Annotated in this window: 17 protein-coding genes; 11 read left to right on the forward strand and 6 right to left on the reverse strand. The window is 56.0% G+C overall.

The window, feature by feature from the left end:
- Positions 1 to 63: 63 nt before the first annotated feature.
- The gene (gene mobA, locus ACZ5M3_RS03240; protein WP_464840252.1) at positions 64 to 651 is read left to right on the forward strand and encodes a molybdenum cofactor guanylyltransferase; all 588 of its coding nucleotides are present in this window, start codon (positions 64 to 66) and stop codon (positions 649 to 651) included.
- A 126-nt stretch (positions 652 to 777) separates the two neighbouring features.
- The gene (locus tag ACZ5M3_RS03245) at positions 778 to 1809 is read left to right on the forward strand and encodes a pyrolysin (RefSeq protein WP_464840253.1); all 1032 of its coding nucleotides are present in this window, start codon (positions 778 to 780) and stop codon (positions 1807 to 1809) included.
- A 5-nt stretch (positions 1810 to 1814) separates the two neighbouring features.
- Here ACZ5M3_RS03245 and ACZ5M3_RS03250 read toward each other — a convergent pair whose 3' ends face one another.
- On the reverse strand, positions 1815 to 2333 hold the full coding sequence (locus ACZ5M3_RS03250) for a biotin transporter BioY (RefSeq protein ID WP_464840254.1): 519 nt from the start codon (positions 2331 to 2333) through the stop codon (positions 1815 to 1817).
- Between the two features lie 66 nt (positions 2334 to 2399).
- On the opposite strand from ACZ5M3_RS03250, the gene ACZ5M3_RS03255 reads away from it, so the two are divergent.
- The 3 genes from ACZ5M3_RS03255 to ACZ5M3_RS03265 are packed head-to-tail and all read left to right on the forward strand — an operon-like array spanning position 2400 to position 4709.
- Positions 2400 to 3173, forward strand: a complete 774-nt coding sequence (locus ACZ5M3_RS03255) for a biotin--[acetyl-CoA-carboxylase] ligase (protein WP_464840255.1) — start codon at positions 2400 to 2402, stop codon at positions 3171 to 3173.
- Complete coding sequence (locus ACZ5M3_RS03260; RefSeq protein WP_464840256.1) at positions 3160 to 3951, forward strand: energy-coupling factor ABC transporter ATP-binding protein; 792 nt, start codon at positions 3160 to 3162, stop codon at positions 3949 to 3951. Before ACZ5M3_RS03255 ends, ACZ5M3_RS03260 begins: the two co-directional genes overlap by 14 nt.
- Positions 3948 to 4709 carry an energy-coupling factor transporter transmembrane component T family protein gene (locus tag ACZ5M3_RS03265; protein ID WP_464840257.1) on the forward strand — a complete coding sequence of 254 codons (762 nt, stop codon included), beginning with the start codon at positions 3948 to 3950 and terminating at the stop codon, positions 4707 to 4709. The genes ACZ5M3_RS03260 and ACZ5M3_RS03265 overlap by 4 nt, the downstream gene beginning before the upstream one ends.
- Here the strand turns inward: ACZ5M3_RS03265 and ACZ5M3_RS03270 are convergent.
- Both ACZ5M3_RS03270 and ACZ5M3_RS03275 read right to left on the reverse strand, forming a co-directional pair.
- On the reverse strand, positions 4706 to 5341 hold the full coding sequence (locus ACZ5M3_RS03270) for a hypothetical protein (RefSeq protein WP_464840258.1): 636 nt from the start codon (positions 5339 to 5341) through the stop codon (positions 4706 to 4708). The two genes, ACZ5M3_RS03265 and ACZ5M3_RS03270, sit on opposite strands and share 4 nt — an antisense overlap.
- Positions 5342 to 5393: 52 nt before the next feature.
- Positions 5394 to 5777, reverse strand: coding sequence for a hypothetical protein (locus ACZ5M3_RS03275; protein WP_464840259.1), 384 nt, complete (start codon positions 5775 to 5777; stop codon positions 5394 to 5396).
- A gap of 104 nt (positions 5778 to 5881) precedes the next feature.
- On the opposite strand from ACZ5M3_RS03275, the gene ACZ5M3_RS03280 reads away from it, so the two are divergent.
- On the forward strand, positions 5882 to 6688 hold the full coding sequence (locus ACZ5M3_RS03280) for a DUF63 family protein (protein ID WP_464841072.1): 807 nt from the start codon (positions 5882 to 5884) through the stop codon (positions 6686 to 6688).
- Positions 6689 to 6691: 3 nt separating this feature from the next.
- Here the strand turns inward: ACZ5M3_RS03280 and ACZ5M3_RS03285 are convergent, their stop codons facing one another.
- The 3 genes from ACZ5M3_RS03285 to ACZ5M3_RS03295 are packed head-to-tail and all read right to left on the reverse strand — an operon-like array spanning position 6692 to position 10854.
- A complete protein-coding gene (locus ACZ5M3_RS03285) occupies positions 6692 to 9202 on the reverse strand; it encodes a DEAD/DEAH box helicase (protein ID WP_464840260.1) in 2511 nt (836 codons plus the stop codon).
- A gap of 21 nt (positions 9203 to 9223) precedes the next feature.
- On the reverse strand, positions 9224 to 9697 hold the full coding sequence (locus tag ACZ5M3_RS03290) for an Lrp/AsnC family transcriptional regulator (RefSeq protein ID WP_464840261.1): 474 nt from the start codon (positions 9695 to 9697) through the stop codon (positions 9224 to 9226).
- Between the two features lie 29 nt (positions 9698 to 9726).
- Entirely contained in the window at positions 9727 to 10854 is a 1128-nt protein-coding gene (locus ACZ5M3_RS03295) for a tyrosine--tRNA ligase (RefSeq protein ID WP_464840262.1), read from the reverse strand.
- Between the two features lie 123 nt (positions 10855 to 10977).
- On the opposite strand from ACZ5M3_RS03295, the gene ACZ5M3_RS03300 reads away from it, so the two are divergent.
- The 5 genes from ACZ5M3_RS03300 (at position 10978) to ACZ5M3_RS03320 (ending at position 17282) form a co-directional block, all read left to right on the forward strand.
- Positions 10978 to 12042 carry a CGP-CTERM sorting domain-containing protein gene (locus ACZ5M3_RS03300; RefSeq protein WP_464840263.1) on the forward strand — a complete coding sequence of 355 codons (1065 nt, stop codon included), beginning with the start codon at positions 10978 to 10980 and terminating at the stop codon, positions 12040 to 12042.
- An 89-nt stretch (positions 12043 to 12131) separates the two neighbouring features.
- Complete coding sequence (locus ACZ5M3_RS03305; protein WP_464840264.1) at positions 12132 to 13571, forward strand: ABC transporter substrate-binding protein; 1440 nt, start codon at positions 12132 to 12134, stop codon at positions 13569 to 13571.
- Between the two features lie 165 nt (positions 13572 to 13736).
- Positions 13737 to 15578, forward strand: coding sequence for an ABC transporter permease (locus tag ACZ5M3_RS03310; RefSeq protein WP_464840265.1), 1842 nt, complete (start codon positions 13737 to 13739; stop codon positions 15576 to 15578).
- A gap of 10 nt (positions 15579 to 15588) precedes the next feature.
- Positions 15589 to 16653, forward strand: coding sequence for an ABC transporter ATP-binding protein (locus tag ACZ5M3_RS03315; protein ID WP_464840266.1), 1065 nt, complete (start codon positions 15589 to 15591; stop codon positions 16651 to 16653).
- Between the two features lie 32 nt (positions 16654 to 16685).
- Positions 16686 to 17282 (forward strand): DUF447 domain-containing protein, encoded by a 597-nt coding sequence (locus ACZ5M3_RS03320; RefSeq protein ID WP_464840267.1) that lies wholly within the window; start codon positions 16686 to 16688, stop codon positions 17280 to 17282.
- Positions 17283 to 17346: the final 64 nt, after the last annotated feature.

Consider the following 17346-nt stretch of genomic DNA (forward strand, 5'->3'; position numbering starts at 1 on the left):
ACGTGCCGTAGCTATTCCTAAGCCAATCGATTGACTTTTAAACCGGTTCCCTAAGTGGGCCATATGAAGGCCGTGATCCTCGCCTTCCCCGAAAAGCGGTGGGAGAACTACACCGTCCCAGTAAACGACGAACCGGTCGTTAAACTCACGGAGCGGAGGCTCCTGATGAGCAAGAGAATAGACGAGGTACTGACGATAGTCCGAAAGGACAAACTGCGGATCTACTCCCTCCACATTACCAATCCCGTCCCGGTCTCGGCCAAAAGCAAGATGGAGGCCCTCCTGAAGGCGATGCCGGACGAGCCCTTCTTCCTCGCCGAGGGCAACATGCCCCTGATAATGCCCTTCCTCGTGAACTACATGGCCGGGCTCTTCTACGAGAACGAGCCGGAGGCGCTGATACCTGTATGGAGTGACGGGACGGCGGAGGTTACGCACGCAATATACGAGTCCGACGCCCTGGAAGACGCGATAAACGCCGCCCTCGCTGAGGGCTACCGGAGCCTAAGCCGGATCACCGAGTTCCTCGACTACGAACCGCTGTCAGTTGAAGAGCTGACGAAGAGAAACCCAAAGGTGACGCTGAGCTTCTTCAGGGTGAGGAATTCCCTCGACGTTAGATTCGCGGCCGAGACACTCAGGAAACTATGAGGCAAATCTGATTGGAAATCCTTCAAATTTATGCAAGAAGACTTAAATAGTGTAAGGTCTACAATATATTAAGGGCGGGAGTCCCAAGGTTCTTCTGCTCGGTTCGGACCAAAAGGGGAGATTTGTATGAAAAAAATTTTGAGCGCAGCGTTATCGCTGCTCGTGCTGTTTAGTCTGATGGCGGTGTTGGGGCCCACCACCGTTTCTGCAAAGCCGCTAAGCGAATACAGCGTGCTGATCCTTAAGAACGTGAACGCGTGGAACTCGCCGGCGGTCGAGGACACCCTCACTGACATGGGCGTCCCGTACGATGTTATGACAAGCACTGAGCTTCAGAACAAAACGGCTCGGGATCTTATGGACACGTACGACATGATCATCATTGTAAGCGACCAGCCCCAGAGCTTTTACGATGAGATAGGCCCCCAGATGGGCAAACTGGAAGACTACGTAAAGGCGGGGAAGGTTCTTGAGATTCACGCCGCCAACTGGGGGTGGAATGGAGGCCTCTGGACGACACCCCCCCCAAGGAACGTAACCATAGTGCAGAGCTATTCGAGCTATGATTACGTGATAGCCAACAACACGACGCTCTACAGCAGCTACGCCAGCCACGGCTACTTCGTCGGCCTTCCCGCCGATGCGGAGATAATAACCGTCCAGGCACCCACGGGAAGCCCCGACTACGGAAAGCCAAGTACCGCAGTATACACCCTGGGGAACGGCAAGGTCTTTGTTACCGGCCTGACCGTTGAGTACAGCGTTGCCAGAAAAGGGCCCGAATGGAAGGCGTTCTACACCGAAATGATCATGAACAACCTCGGCTATTCCCGGATGGCCCCGACCCCGGAGGCACCAGTTCAGCGCGGAATAAACGTGATGCTGTTCAACTTCTACTACTACATCCAATATCACAGAAACCTTGAGAGGTACAACACCCTGTACGAAGGGGCCGTTGCAGGCGGCATGGACAACGAGACCCTTGGACTGGCGACCATCCAGAACGACACAGCCGCGGAGTACTACGCCAACGCGAGCCAGTACGGCCCGGTTGTGGCGAACTTTCCGAGGATCTACATCTTCATAGACCTGAGAAAGGCAGCGCTTCACCAGAAGCAGGCAGTGGGAATACTTGAAGAGGCGATGGCGGACTGGTGACGCCATCACCCCAAATTTACCGCTTTTCTTACCCTGCCGGATATCAAAACCGCCAGGGCAGCTTTTATAACATCCACTGGAATAAAGGGCAGCACTCCAAGGAGAAACGCCCTGTAAAAATCTCCGGCAAGGAACAGGCCGAGCCTCAGCCAGCCGAGGAGGTATATAACCCCTACCCCCGCGAGAGAGCCAGCCACCATTCCGGTTTTTCCCCCGGATTTCTCGGTTAGATACCCAGCAAGAAACGCCGCGATGGGGAAGGCCGCTATGTATCCGCCTGTTGGCCCGTAGAGAACCGCAAACCCTCCCTGGAAGTTGGCGAACACCGGCATGCCCACGGCACCCATGATAACGTAAACCAGCTGGCTCAGAAAGCCGAGTCTTGCCCCGAGAACGAGCCCGCTCAGGAGGACAAAGAAGACCTGAAGTGTTATGGGGACGGGTCCTACTGGAATGCTGATCTGCGCTCCCACCGCAGTCAGGGCCGCGAAGAGACCGGCAAATGCCACGTCGCGTGCTCTCATTTGATCACCACTCGAAGGCACCTCCGTTAATCTTTAAAACGTTTTAGTTAACGAAACTTGATCGCCATGAGGGGGTTGATAAAGGACAGTCCCGTAAAGAGGGGAATACTGTCCATGCTGAGGGAAGGGAACACCGTGTCAGGTGACAGGATGGCCAGGGAACTGGGCGTTTCAAGGGTCTCCGTGTGGAAGCACGTCAGGGAGCTCCAGGCCCTCGGATACGGCATAGAGGCCACCGGAAGAGGGTACCTGCTCGTTTCCACCCCTGAAAAGCCCTATCCCTGGGAGCTCGACGTCAGGAGCTACTACCTTCTGAAGACGCCGTCAACTATGGAGGTCGCGGGGAAGCTTGCGGAGAGGGGGGAACCCGAGTGGACGTTTGTCATAGCGGAAGAGCAGACCGCAGGGAGGGCCCGGCGGGGAGGGCGGTGGCTTTCAAAGAGGGGTGGCCTGTACTTCTCGGTGATTCTGAGGCCAAGGATGAGGCTTACAGAGGTCGGGAACCTTATGAAGCCCTCCCTCAAAGCGGTGGCGAGAACCCTCGGGGACTACAGGATACCCGTGGAGGTTCTTGATGAGGGAATTTACGTAGGAGAGAAAAAGATAGCCGGCGTCCTTCTGGAGGCGGCAGGAGAGCTGGACATGGTCAGGTACGCGGTTATTGGGGTGGGACTGAACGTTTCCAACCCGGTGCCGGGTGATGCAACGTCCATGGCGCGTGTGCTCGGGAGAGCGCCCCCTCTCCTTGAGGTCTCCAGGAGGCTGTTCGGGGAGCTCAGGTTCTCACTGGGAACTTTTTTAAATCAGCCCGAGGAAGTGGAAAGCGATGCTGAGGGCTGAGAACGTCTGGCATATCTACGAGAACGGGAGAGAGGCACTGAGGGGCGTAGACTTCGAGATGGGCGAGGAGATAGTGGCCCTCGTGGGGCAGAACGGGAGCGGAAAGACTACGCTGGTGAAGCACTTCAACGGGCTCCTGAAGCCCACAAAGGGCAGGGTTACCGTCGATGGAATGGACACCAGGAAGCACACCGTCGCCGAGCTGAGCAGAATAGTCGGCTACGTCTTCCAGAACCCCGAGCACATGTTCTTTGAGGAGAACGTCTTCAGGGAGGTTGCATTCGGGCCAAGGAACCTCGGCCTAAGCGAGGACGAGGTCGAGAGAAGGGTGAGGTGGGCACTGAAGACCGTCAACCTTGAGGGCTACGAAGACAGGGCACCATACTCCCTCAGCGGCGGTGAGAAGCAGAGACTGGCGATAGCCTGCGTCCTGGCGATGAGGCCAAAATACCTCATTCTGGACGAACCCACGACCGGCCTGGACGCCAGAAACGCCGCAGGGGTCGTCAAGACCATACGCGAACTGAGAAAAGGCGGCCATGGAATACTCCTCATCACCCACGATATGGACCTGGTTCTGGAGCTGGCGGAGAGGGTAGTCCTGCTGCATGAAGGGAGGAAGGTCTTTGACGGTTCGGTGGAGAAGTTCTTCTCCCTTGAACTCCACGACTACGGGCTTGAAAAACCAGAACTCCTCAGAATAAGCGAAAAACTCGGAATAGGATTCGTCAGGAGTGCCTCAGAGGTTATAAACGCCCTGGCAGGTGGTTCACGGTGATCTACCCCTTCTACTTCGAGAGGGACTCCCTGCTCCACAGCCTCGACCCGAGGGTCAAGATAATCGGGACCCTCTCCGGAATCGCCGCAATAATGCTCTACAATGACCCCACTTTTCTGATTCCGCTGTTCTTTTTCACGCTCATAGCGGCGAGGGCACTTGGAAAGATTGAGATCCGGGAGGTGCTCCACCTTTTGAAGCCTCTCCTTCCGATAGTCATCATAACTCTAGTTATATGGCCCCTGATATACAAGCCGAGGCTTGAGGGGCTTCTCTTCGGCATCTCTTTCTCGATGCGCCTCCTGACGTTTGCCCTGCTAACGTTCATACTCCTGATGACGACGAGCCAGCGCGACCTGATCCTCGGATTTGTGAAACTGGGCATGCCCTACGAGTTTGGCCTGACGATCTCGATAGCCCTCCGCTACATCCCCACTCTCTACATCCTCACCAACAACATCATGGACGCCCAGAAGAGCAGGGGATGGGAGATTGAGAAGGGCAACTTCCTCGTGCGGATCAGGAGGATGAGCGCCGTCCTGATACCTCTGCTTGTGGCGTCCCTCAAGACTGCCCACGAGCTGAGCATAGCCCTTGAGAGCCGCGCCCTCGGCGCCACCAAGAAAAGGACGTTTCTCCACGACATCGAGATGACGGGCAGGGACTACGCCGCCACGGCCATTGTCCTGCTGCTCTTTGCACTGGCGCTCTACGTCCGCTACGGCCTCGGGCTCGGGCATATAAGCATATACGGCTAGAGGAGGGGCTTTATCAGGGAGTCCACCGGTATCGAGTGGTCACCCACGGCAGAGACGTAGTCGGGAGGTGCCTTGAGAACGGTCATGTTGAGCCTGTAGTGACCGCGGTAGGAGCTGGTTCTCAGAACAGCCAGTGCCTCGAATATCTCCGGGAGCTCATAAAAGCGCCTGAATTCCCCGGGGAGGTCCAGTTCGTTGAGCTCCATGGTCGTGTGTCCCAGAACCAGGATGAGCCCCTTTCTGTCAACCAGCTTCCGAACCTCCACTATTCCCTCTGCGGAACGGTTGAGGAGCGTCGGAAAGAGCGAGACCACAACGAGGGAGCCATCCTCAACGACGTTGAGCGCCTGGAGGAGTTCCTCAACCGAGTAGACGTTGCCGGCGTACAGGTTGGATACGTCTTCTGTGATGCGCTTCAGGATCTTAACGGAAAACGATGCTCCGGGGCCGATATGATAGACGGGGCCGTTTTCAAGGGCGTTTGCAACGAGGTGGTACAGAAAAGCAGTTTCGGCCAGCTCGTCGGCCGCTATAATAGCTCCCATGCTTCCCTCGGCAAACGCGAGGGGAAACGAATCGAAGGGCTTGATCTCCCTTGGCTGGAGCTCGGCCGGTTTGAAGAACATAGGCATCACACAGGTTAGCGCGTTGGAGATATTTATACCTTACCCAAAAAGGAAAGACTCAGAGCGCCGCGAGTGCACCGAGTGTGAATATTCCCAGGAGCGCGAGGATTCCCATCACAAGGCCCGCTATCACTGCAGCCAGTACCCACGCGAGAAACGCCCTGAGCCAGTCGGTGTCAAAAACAGCCTTGATGACCCATATGTTTGTAATGAACGCCGCTATCGGGCCAAGGGGCCCCAGAACCGCCCCAACCACTGCACCGACGATGGCGGCCAGTATTCCTCCACCGAGTATTGCAATCATTGCCTTTCCTATCGACGCGTTCTGTATTCCAATCAGCTTTGCTGCCATCCACAGGAACAGCGCCGCTATGAAGAGCGCCAGCAGGAAGCCCAGTATCATCGCAGTTCCCATTGCAGCAACGACACCTGGCCCGTACATGGTATCACCCCCTTACAATTACGAAATTATCCCCTTAATAAGTTTCTCCATGTGAATCCAAAAGAACTTTAAACGGTCGTTCAAACCTTGGCTTGGTGGGAAAGATGCTGGAATCGGTGTGGAACTACCTCTGGGAATTCTTCTACACGTACTTCTGGGAACCCATGTTCACGAGGAGCGGATACAACCCGGTCAACACCTTTGTCTATGCCTTCCTGCTGGGGCTGGGAGTGATATATTCATATAAGTATATAATCAAGCCCCTCGGGATAAAGGTGGACGAGAGGCTCTTTCTGGCGGTTACACCAATGGTTGTGTTCGGGTCAACGGTGAGGGCCCTCGTTGACGGGGGAGTCCTTCCAAAGAACCCACTCATACTGACCCCAGGGATATTCTTCACAGCCTTCCTCCTCATACTTCCCGCACTCGCGGTGGACGCGAAGATGGGCACCTACCCGAAGGTGACGGTCTCCTGGGGAACACTGCTGGCCATCTGGGCAAACTACCTCCTCGTAACAAACGCCAAGAGCTGGCAGCCCTACGGGCTGACTCTACTTCACACAGCTGTCAGCTTTGCCGCAGTCTTCGCGTTCTACCGGTGGCGTCCCTTTGAAAGGCTCTACCTCTACCCCGTCCTGGCCCACTACTTTGACATAGCCTCGACGGTGGTGGCCATCCACTTCTACGGCTACCGTGAGGTGCACTGGCTGGAGAACATACTCGTGAGCTACCTGGGGGCGTATTCGTACTACCCGTGGATAACGCTGATACTCGTGGCGGTCTACTACGGGCTCAGATATCTGGTGCCTGACAGGGACGAGAGGCACTACTGGTACCTTGCAATATACATCCTTGGCCTGGGGCCGGCCATAAGGGACCCTGCCCAGCTGGTGCTTCAGATAGCGGGATGAGCCCTAACGGGCCCCTCTTCCTATTGTCCTGCCCTCCTCAATTTCCCTCTTCAGAATCCTCGCCTCCTCCTCGGCGTCCCTCACGCGGAAAACCCTCGCGATCCGCTCTATCGCCTCAAGCTTTCTGACTATCCCATCGAGCCACGTGAAAACGTCCCCAGGATAGACTATGAGGCCGTAGACCTTCCTGAAGTGGTCGGCTATCTGGGTAGGGTGCCTCCCGCTCCTCCTCAGCTCGATTATCATGTTGCTGACGCGCTCCATAGCGTATTCCGTGCACTCCTCCTCGGGGCACATGAAAAACTCCTGATACATCGTGAAGAGCCTCTCGGCGGCGTTGGGGCTGAGTTCGGGGATGACCTTGTCGAGCTCCTCAAGGATCGAGCCGAAGCTCGGCGAGAAGACGTTCGCGCTCAGCCTTCCCCTTACAGCACCCTCAAGCTCCCTCTGGAGCGTCCCGCTCAGGTAGAGGTTTTCGAACGGCAAAAGCTTGACCGCTATCCCCTGGGCGGGCTTCTTTCCGAGGTTCTTCCTTATGAAGGACGCCTCTTTGGGCAGGAGGAAGCTCATGCTAACGGCCCTTCCGTAGGGGGTAACTTCCACTGACAGCCCCTTGAGCCGGACGAAGCCGAACTCCTCAAGTTTTTCGAGGACTTTCCCGGCGTTCTGGTTGGCACCGAGGCACTTTTCCTGAACCTCCTCGATGATGTCGAGCCGGTTGAAGACGCAGGAGTGGGCCAGAACGTTGTCCTGCTCAAGCTCATCGCTCCACTCGACGAGGACGGGTTCAATCGGCGCGGTGAGGAGCTTGAAAGCCACTCCGTCCTCACTGCCCTCCATCTGGGCGGAATACTTCCTTCCGGGCTCGACTATGAGGTACACCTTCCCCTTCTCGTGGTATAGCGGCCTTCCGGCACGGCCGAGCATCTGGTGGAACTCCCTGACGGTCAGCCACTTGTTGCCCATCGCGAGGCTCTCGAAGATGACCTGACTCGCTGGAAAGTCGACTCCCGCTCCAAGGGCGGCGGTTGTTACGACGACGTCGAGCATCTGGGCCTGGAACTCCATCTCCGTGAGCTTCCTCTGTTTGTATGGAAGGCCGGAGTGGTAGGGCCTGGCTTTCAGTCCTTTGCTCGTGAGGTAAGCAGCCAGCTCGTGCGTCCTCTTGCGCGAGAACGTGAAGACTATCGTCTGCCCCCTGTAGCCCTGCCGGGATTTCCTCATAGCCTCCGCCCGGCAGAGGTTGGCGATGTGCCTCCACTTCTCGCCCTCGTTTCTCGCTATGATTATGTGCCTCTCCAGGTCGACCGGTCTCTCGTCGTAGAGCACCAGCTTCAGGCCAAGTTCCTTCGCCAGCTCTTCCGGGTTTCCGACGGTGGCGCTCAGGCCTATGAACTGGGCTTTGGGATAGAGCTTTCTCAATCTGGCGATCAGCCCGTCCAGCCTTGGCCCGCGCTCCTCGTCGTCAAGGGTGTGTATCTCGTCTATCACGATGGTTCCGACGTTGCCTATCTTCCTCCCAGCCCTGAGGAGGTAGTCAATCCCTTCGTAGGTTCCCACTATGATGTCGGCATCGATGCCCGTATCAACCACAACAAGCTCGTCCCGGGTCTTTATGCGGCTCATTCCAACGCGGATGGCCACGCGGAGACCTAGTTTAGAATAGCGCCGCTTGAAGTCCTCGTACTTCTGGTTCGCCAGGGCAACGAGGGGGACAAGGAAGAGCATCTTCCGGCCCTTCATGGCCTTGGGGACGCCGGCCAGCTCGCCGATGAGGGTCTTTCCGCTCGCAGTGGCGGAAACCACGAGAAGGCTCTCCCCCTCAAGGAGGCCGTGCTTCACCGCCAGGCTCTGAACCGGGAGGAGCTCGTTAACACCTTCCGCTTTGAGAACGGATTTGAACCCCTCGGGGAGCGGAAGCTCGTCGAGGTGGACCTTCTCAACGCGCACGTGCTTGGCCTTCAGCTCGTCCCACTTGGTTACCTCCGGGTGCCTCGTCGGGTCGAAGCGGGGGTCGAAGGCGTAGAGGACCTTATCGAGGTCTCTAAACCTGTCGAGGAGCTTCTTTGCCTGGTCGAACATGGCAACGCTCCTGAACCTGAAGCGGAGCTCCCTCTTCAGCTCGTCTTCCGCACACCTCTCGCATATGTACTCCCCGTGGTATTTAATGCGGTTGCCCTCGGTGAGAACGGTCACCCTGCCGTCAAGGAGGCAGAGGCGGCAGAGCTCGGCCCTTTCAACCCTCCTGTTCTGGAGCCTCCGCTTGAAGTAGTCCTCCCACTCGTCGGCGTTCACCAGGACGATCCGGGCCACCCGGAGGAGCTTTTCAATCTCCTTGGGATTGCGGTACTGGCTCCCCTCAAGGACCTTGAAGAGCCTCCCCTCGCGCATTATGAAGCGGTATATCCTGTCAGCCTTCAGGTTCTTCATCGCGGTGAGCTTTTCGGGCTCGTTCTCGATGAAAAATGCCTCAAGTTCGTTCTTCTTTCTCCCGGGTCTCACGACGAAGAGCATTCTCACTCCCTCGCCAGGCAATCAGCGCCTCTCGCCCTCCCCCGACACCCAGTTCTCCTTGAAGGTGTCTATTATGATTGTGACCTCAACCCGCTCCAGGTTTTTGCCGAAAAACCTTTTGAGCCTCCCGGCAAAGGCCTTGACCTCATCGGTGCTGTGGAAGCTCGCCCTCACGAGTATCTGCCTCTCGCCGCTGCGCCGGTAGAGGCTCTGAACCTCGTCCAGCCTGGCAACCCGTCTCAGAATCGGGTCGATGGTGTGGTCGTCTATGGCAAGCTTGAGCTCAAAGAACGCCTGGACGTATTCGTCGAGAAAGGCCGGGTCAACGATGGCGGAGTAGCCCTTGATCGCCCCGAGCTTCTCCAGCTTTTCGACCCTGTTCTTCACGCTGGCAGGGGATAGACCAACCCTCTTTCCGAGCTCGGTCAGGGTTATCCTGCCCTCTTTCCTGAGGATTCTGAGTATCTCCCTGTCCTTCTCGTCTATTCCCGGCATCGGCTCCACCAGCTAAAAGAGGAGGAAAATCAGCGGGTGATCTTTATCTCCCGCATCAGCTCAAGGGGCTCGGGGTGTCTCTCAAAGTAGTCCCTGACGGGCTTGAGGAGTTCAATGAGGTATTCTGCCACCGCGTTCTTGAGGTCGAGCGGGTGGAGCTTGCCCTCGGCGAAGTCCTTCCTGAGCTCATCGAAGGTGGTGTAGGTGACGTCGCCGCCGAACTTGGCGGGCCTGTGGATGGTGAACTCGGTCGGCTCCTCGCGGAAGATTATGTACTCCGCCCAGTCGAGAACCGGGTTGTACTTGACCTCCCTCGCCGGGCAGAAGGCCTTTCTGAGCTTCTGCTTTATTTCCTCCGGGGTGTCGTGGATGAAGACGGCCGAGTAGGGCTTGCTCTTGCTCATCTTCATCTGGGTCTTGAGCTCCTTGAACTTCTCCTCGCTCTCAATCGGCCAGACCGGCGGCTCCTGAAGGCCGAGGAGGAGGTGGTGGTGCAGAGCGACCGGCTTGAGCTTCTCGCCATTCCACTCAAGGGCGTGGTACCTGAGCTTCTGGGCGACCTCGATGGCTATCACGTGCGCCTTCCTCTGGTCCATTCCGGCGTGGGCGATGGTAACGCCCTGGTAGAAGATGTCCGCAACCTGCATGGCCGGGTAGATGAGCTTGGCAAAGTCTATCCCCTCACCCATCTGCCTTCCCATAATCGTTATGGAGCGCATCATCCTCGCGAGGGTGACGTTCTTGGAGATGTCTATGACGGTCTGCCAGTAGTCGCCCTTCTCAAGGATTTCACTGGCAAGGACAAACTCGACCTTCTCCGGGTCGCCGCCCACGACCTTTATGCTCTGCTTCATACCCTCCTTGAAGTATCCCAAAGCCACCTTCTGGATAACCTCGAGGTCACCGCCCAGCTTGTCGTTGATCCAGCTGTGCCAGTCGGCGAGGAAAATTCTCGTCTTGATTCCAGCCCTCTGAAGGTCGGCTATCTTTGCCCCAGCCATGAGCCCGGTTCCGAGGTGAATGTAACCGCTTATCTCAAATCCTATGTAGTGTTGCATCGGAATACCAACTTCGAGCAGGTGCCTGAGGTTTTCCTCCGTCAGGAGTTCCTCCGTGGGCTTCTTCTTGATGAGGTCTATCCTTCTCTCAATGTCCATACTCACCACCTGAAGCCTGAACGGTACAAGCCTTTAAGGACTTTACGGAAGTTTTTCTGGACTGTTAAAGTTTGGATTCATAAGATTTATAACTTCCTAAGCCTTAGATAACCCGGTGATACCATGAGGAAGGCTGCAATAATACTTGCGGTGTTTGTTTTCTTTGGTGTTTTTGGATTTGCCATGGCCAGTGCCACCACTATAGGTGTTGATCTCGCCCATGGTGAAAGCGACAAGGGCCTGGCAGTGCTCACCGACAAGGAGGGCAACGTTATAGTGGAGGGAATGATAAAGAGCATCGGCGACTTCAACTGGGTCTACATCGGCGATCCGGCTGCCGCAGACACCCTTGGGATTCAGAACGTTGGGGACAAAATAACCTACGACGCAATTAAGGACGTTGACTTCCTTATCCTCGGCCAGCCGAGCCAGGCATTCAGCCCGGATGAAATACAGGCCCTGGTCCAGTGGTGGAACGACGGTAACAGAATCCTCTGGGTTGCCGCCGATTCGGACTGCGGTGACGGCCCGAACAGGATTGACTTCGCCAACACTATTCTCGATGCCATCGGTGCCAACCTCCGCGTTGACCAGGCTTCAGTTGAGGATGCCACCAGCAACGCTGGAGCCGGCTACCGTGTTGTTGGCCTCGTCAACCCGGACGACAGCACCCCCGAGAAGGACATGATCACCAAGGACCTCACTAACGGCGGAAAGATCCTCTTCCACGGCCCGGGTGTCATAGCTTACTATGATGAGAACGGCAACTGGCAGACCCTCAAGCCGAACGCTGGTATTGAGAACATCTACGCTATAGTTACCAGCAGCAATGACGGACAGATCGTCGAGAACACTGACCCAGCGGCCAACGCTTACACCGCTGGCGACACCGGCCAGTTCCCGCTTATGGTCGTTCAGCTCTTCCCCGATCTCAAGAACGTCCTCATTGTCAGCGGTGAGACCCCCTACGGCGGCTACGAGCCTATGTGGGCGCCGGAGTACAACGGTGTCAAGCTCGATGGCCCGCAGTTCGTCACCAACTTCATCAAGTGGGCTGTCTACGTCCAAGGCGAGCTTGGCAAGGAGACCGCAACCGGCAGCAATGAAACCAGTGGAAGCACCTGCGGTCCAGCAGCCCTCGTCGGACTTGCCCTGATACCGCTTGTCCTCTACAGGAGGAAGAAGTGAATCCTTCTTCTTTTTTTGTCTATTGAACCATTAATTTTTTATTGAGTTTGAGTAACTCCCACTGATTAAACATAACTGGGTGATAAACCATGAAGAAATGGGCCTCTATTGGGCTTATCCTGCTTCTTGCCCTTAGTGTTGTGGCCAGCGGATGTATCAGCGGTGGCGGTGGCGAAAGCAGCGGCATAACCCTTGTTGTCGTCACCAGACACGATGCAACAATACAGTACATGGCCAAGCAGGCTTTCCTCAAGAGCGACATAGCGAAGCAGTACAACATCCAAGACATCAAGTTCATCAAGGTTCCGGAGAGCCTCTGGCCGAGCTACATCGAGAAAGGTGCCGATGTGGGCTGGGGTGGAGGACCGACGCTCTTCGATGACTTGTACAAAGCTGGCTACCTTGCCCCCATAACCGACAAGGAGGTTCTTGGCCTCCTCGGCAATCCTATACCGACAGAACTTGCAGGAATGCCCATGGTCAGAAAGGAAGGAGATAAAGTGTACTGGATTGCCGCTGCCCTCTCGTCGTTCGGATTTACAGTCAACAAGGCCCAGCTCAAAAAGTGGAACCTTCCGGTTCCCGAGAAGTGGGAGGACGTTGCCAGCGAGGAGTGGGCCCTCAACCCGCCGCAGTACGGTATAGCCGACCCGACCAGGAGCACATCCAACACCAGGATATACCAGATCATCCTCCAGGCCTTTGGATGGGACCAGGGCTGGCGCATAATGACGCTCATTGCGGCCAACTCGAAGATATACATGCAGAGTGATGCCGTTAGGGATGCCGTCATAAACGGTGAGATCGCGGCAGGAAACACCATAGACTTCTACGGATACACCGCCATGCAGCAGAACCCGGACTGCCAGTACATAGTCCCGAAGGGAGAGAGCATTATCAACGGTGACCCGATAGCCCTCCTCAAGAACGCCCAGCACCCAGAGGCCGCCCAGGCCTTCATCTACTGGGTTCTTACCGAGGGCCAGGCCATATGGATGAGCCCGGACGTCAACAGGCTTCCGATCAACCCGAACATCTTCAATATGAAGATAACCAAGACCTACGCCGACGTCATATTCAAGGGCCAGCACGAGGGACAGACCTACGGCGAGGTCAGGCCGGCCCTTAAGAAGGCCTACCAGGACGCCATCAACGCCAAGGGAATACCGTTCGATGACAAGCGCGCCCTTGAAACCGTCAGCGCACTGCAGTACTACTTCAAGGCCACCCTCGTCGACCCGAACCAGAAGCTCCACGACGCCTGGGTTGCCATAGTCCAGGCCTACAAGGAGGGCAAGATCACCAAGGAGCAGTTTGAACAGCTCAAGGACGAGCTCACTGCACCGATACAGTTCAAAGACCCCGAGACCGGCCAGATGGTAACATTCACCGAGGAGTACGCCAAGAAGATAAACGACAAGATCGTCAGCGACAGGAACTTCCAGGATCAGCTCGTCCAGGAGTGGCGCCAGGCAGCCAGCGACAAGTACGACAAGGTTCTCCAGGACCTCCAGAGCATGACCGGCTGAATTTGACATCTTACATATTTTTTGATATTTTTCTGAAGATTTTTCTCCCTTTTGCCCCCGTTTTAGATGCTAATAAATCAACAAATTTTTGGAAATATTTAAATAGACCCCACTTCGACCCAATCAGAGTGACTGGGAGTTCAAAACAACGGAGGTTGATGCTCGATGAAGGTTAGCAAGTGGAGCGAGAATCTCTTTGGAACCCCCATCTTCGACCCGGTCGTGACGACGTCGTTCCTGTTCCCACTCCTCTACCTGGTAGCGTTCCTGATAATCCCCGTGGTGACGATGCTGGCAGTGGCCTTCGAGTACAACGGCCACTTTTCCTTCCACTGGTTCACCAGCATCCTGACGTCCGATTACTATATCAGCTTCAGACCAACCGGAGAGTTCTACAGACTCATCACGATGCCCAACGGAGAGCAGATATACTACGTCCAGGGCGTTGACTTCGGAGTTATCCTGAACTCCATCCTCGTTTCAATCAGCGTCATGATACTGACAACGATTCTCGGAACGATGTTCGCCTTCGTCATGGCCCGCTATGACTTTCCGGGCAAGAACATCATCAGGATACTGCTCTTTGTCCCGCTCTTGGTCACTCCCTTCGTCAACGTTTTCATAGTCAAGAAGATGTTCCTGCCCAACGGCCTCATCAACTGGCTGTTTTACGACATCCTCCGTGTATTCCCGCACAGAATCGTTATCGACGGTCTCGTGGGTGTCATAATCGCCCAGACGATGACATACTACCCGATAGTCTACCTCAACGCCTACGCGAGCTTCATCAACATTGACCCCACCCTTGAGGAGCAGGCAGAGAACCTCGGAAGCCGCAGGTTCCACCTCTTCAGAACCGTCACCTTCCCGCTCGCCCTCCCAGGAATAGCGGCCGGTGCAACCCTCGTTGGAATATTCAGCCTTGAGGACCTTGCTGCACCGATAGTCTTCCAGGGCAACCCGCTCGCTAGGAAGCTCATGTCATTCCAGATTTACAGCGCGTTCACCAGCGGTTTCAATGTTGGAAGCCCGCAACTCGCGGCTTTAGCCCTAATAATGCTCGCCATTGCCGTCCTGATGTTCCTTGGAATCAGGAAGTACGTCAGCCTGCGCCAGTACGCAATGCTCAGCAAGGGCGGAAGGTGGAAGCCCCGTGTGGCCAAGCCCAAGGGATGGCAGGCGGCCCTCATATACCTCGTTGTCCTCCCGATGCTCCTCATCTCAATATTCCCCCAGGTGGGTGTCGTCCTCCTCGCCTTCAGCGAAAGCTGGGCCGGAACCTGGCCCCAGGGCTTCACCACCGCACACATACAGAGCATAATCACGCAGCCCGACATTGAGAGGGTCATCATGAACAGCGTCATGTATTCAACCGCAGCGATAGTCGTCATACTCCTCCTCTCGCTCACGGCATCCTACGCCTCCAGCAGGTTCAAGAAGAGCCAGCTCGGCCCGGTTCTCGACAGCCTCGCCACAATACCGATAGCGGTTCCGGGTATCGTCATCGCGATGGGCTATTTCTTCTTCTTCGCCAAGGTGTTCCCGAACACTCCACTTGACCCCACCAACCTGCTGGGCTTCAACCCGGCAATGGTTTTGGTGCTGGCGTACTCCATCAGGCGTCTGCCCTTCGCGGCGCGCTCAATCTCCGCTGGAATCCAGCAGGTTCACGTTTCCCTTGAAGAGGCCGCCCTCAACCTCGGTGCAGGAAGGTGGAAGGCACTCACGGGAATCCTCATGCCACTGATACTCCTGAACCTTCTGGGTGGCGCAATGCTGAGCTTCGTCTACTGTATGAGCGAGACCAGCGTCGGCATCACCCTCGGTTCCATCAACCCGGACTACTACCCGATAACCGCAAGGATGGTCGAGCTAATGACCAGCGCCGTCGGAAGCGCCAACCTCGCCGCTGCACTGGGTGTGTTCCTCATGACGGTGCAGATTATAGCCATAGTCCTCGCGAACGTGATAACCAAGCAGAGGTACTCGTTCATAGGTCTCACATGAGGTGGTTGGGATGGTTGACGTCAAGCTTGAAAACATCGTTAAAACTTTCGGAGAAACCGTTGCCCTCAAGGGAATAGACCTTCACATAAAGGCGGGAGAGCTCTTCACCCTGCTCGGACCGAGCGGGTGTGGAAAGTCCACGACGCTGAGAATAATCGCCGGCCTCGACTTCCCGGACAGCGGGACGATATACTTCGGCGACGAGGAGGTCACCTACCTCCCGTCCAGCAAGCGCGGGGCGGTGCTCGTCTTCCAGAACTACGCCCTCTGGCCGCACATGACCGTCTTTGACAACGTCGCCTACGGCCTCAAGCTCAAGAAGCTCCCCAAGGATGAGATACGAAAGAAGGTGGAATGGGCGCTTGACCTCGTCAAGCTCCGCGGTTTCGAGGACCGCTATCCAACGCAGCTTTCCGGTGGCCAGCAGCAGCGTGTCGCAATAGCCAGGGCCCTTGTGGTCGAGCCAAAGGTCCTCCTCCTTGACGAGCCGCTGAGCAACCTCGACGCCAAACTCAGGCTTGAGATGCGTTCGGAAATCAGGAGGATCCAGCGCGAGCTCGGCATCACCGTTATCTACGTCACACACGACCAGGAGGAGGCGATGGCCATAAGCGACAGGATAGCGGTGATGAACGTCGGAACGGTGGAACAGGTCGGAACGCCCAAGGAGATATACGAGACCCCGAGGACTGAGTTCGTCGCCAGCTTCATGGGCAAGACCAACGTCATCCCGGCCAAGGTCGTGGAGAGGAACGGCGACCGCGTTACCGTCGAGTTCGAGGGCATCAGGTTAGATGGCCTCTACTACACAGACAAGAGCGACGACGTCGTCATAGTCATCAGGCCCGAGAGGATAAAGCTCAAGCCTGCCGAAAACGCGGTGTCCTTCACGGGGACGGTTGACCTTATCGAGTACTACGGATTCTTCATCGAAGTCGTCGGCCTCTTCGGGGACACGAGGATAATCGCAAGAACTATCAGCGACAGGGAAGTATCGGACCTCAGGCCCCTGCAGGAGGTAACGTTCTACGTCGAGAGGGACGACATCATCGTCCTTCCAAAGCAGCAGCTTTAAATCCTCCTTTTCCATTCTCCTCTGGTGGTTACATGGAGCCTCTGAAGTTTTTTAATGAAGGCCAGGTCTACGAGGTTCTCCTTGTTACCCGTTCAAACGTCACTCCCGTCGGTGTTGTGAGAAAGGGCCGGAGGTTCTCTTTCAAGCTCTTCGGAGGAAAAAGCGCCGAGGAACTGAGGGAGCACCCATACGCCGCGGTACAGATAACCAACGATGTCGAGCTGATGTCCAGGCTTGCCCTGAACTTCGAGGTTACCCTGGAGTTTGAGGAACGTGGAAAGCACCGCTGGATCAAGGGCCTTCCCGGACTGTACGGCAAAGTTGAAACCCACGAAGAGGAGCACAATGACGAACTCGGCAAAGCCCGGATACTCAGATGTTTTATAAATCCCGAGGGCTTTATCGAGGGGAGCCTGCCTCCGAGGCCCCTCAGCAGGGCTGACTTTCACCTCATTGAGATGGCGGTTCACCTCACGAGACTCCTTGAAGCAGTCAAAAACAGAAAACCTGAGGTTGCAAAGAATCTCCACGATCTCGTGATGTTAAACTACAGTATGTACAAAAGGTTCGGGGGAAGCTCCGAGATTGCCGAGATAATGGCTGAAATGGCAGGGAACAGTTCTGTGTAGGATTCCACAGACTAGACTTTAAAGGAAAACTTATAACTCATTTTTCCTAAGGATACCTTCGGTG

The sequence above is a fragment of the Thermococcus coalescens genome, from assembly GCF_055392585.1.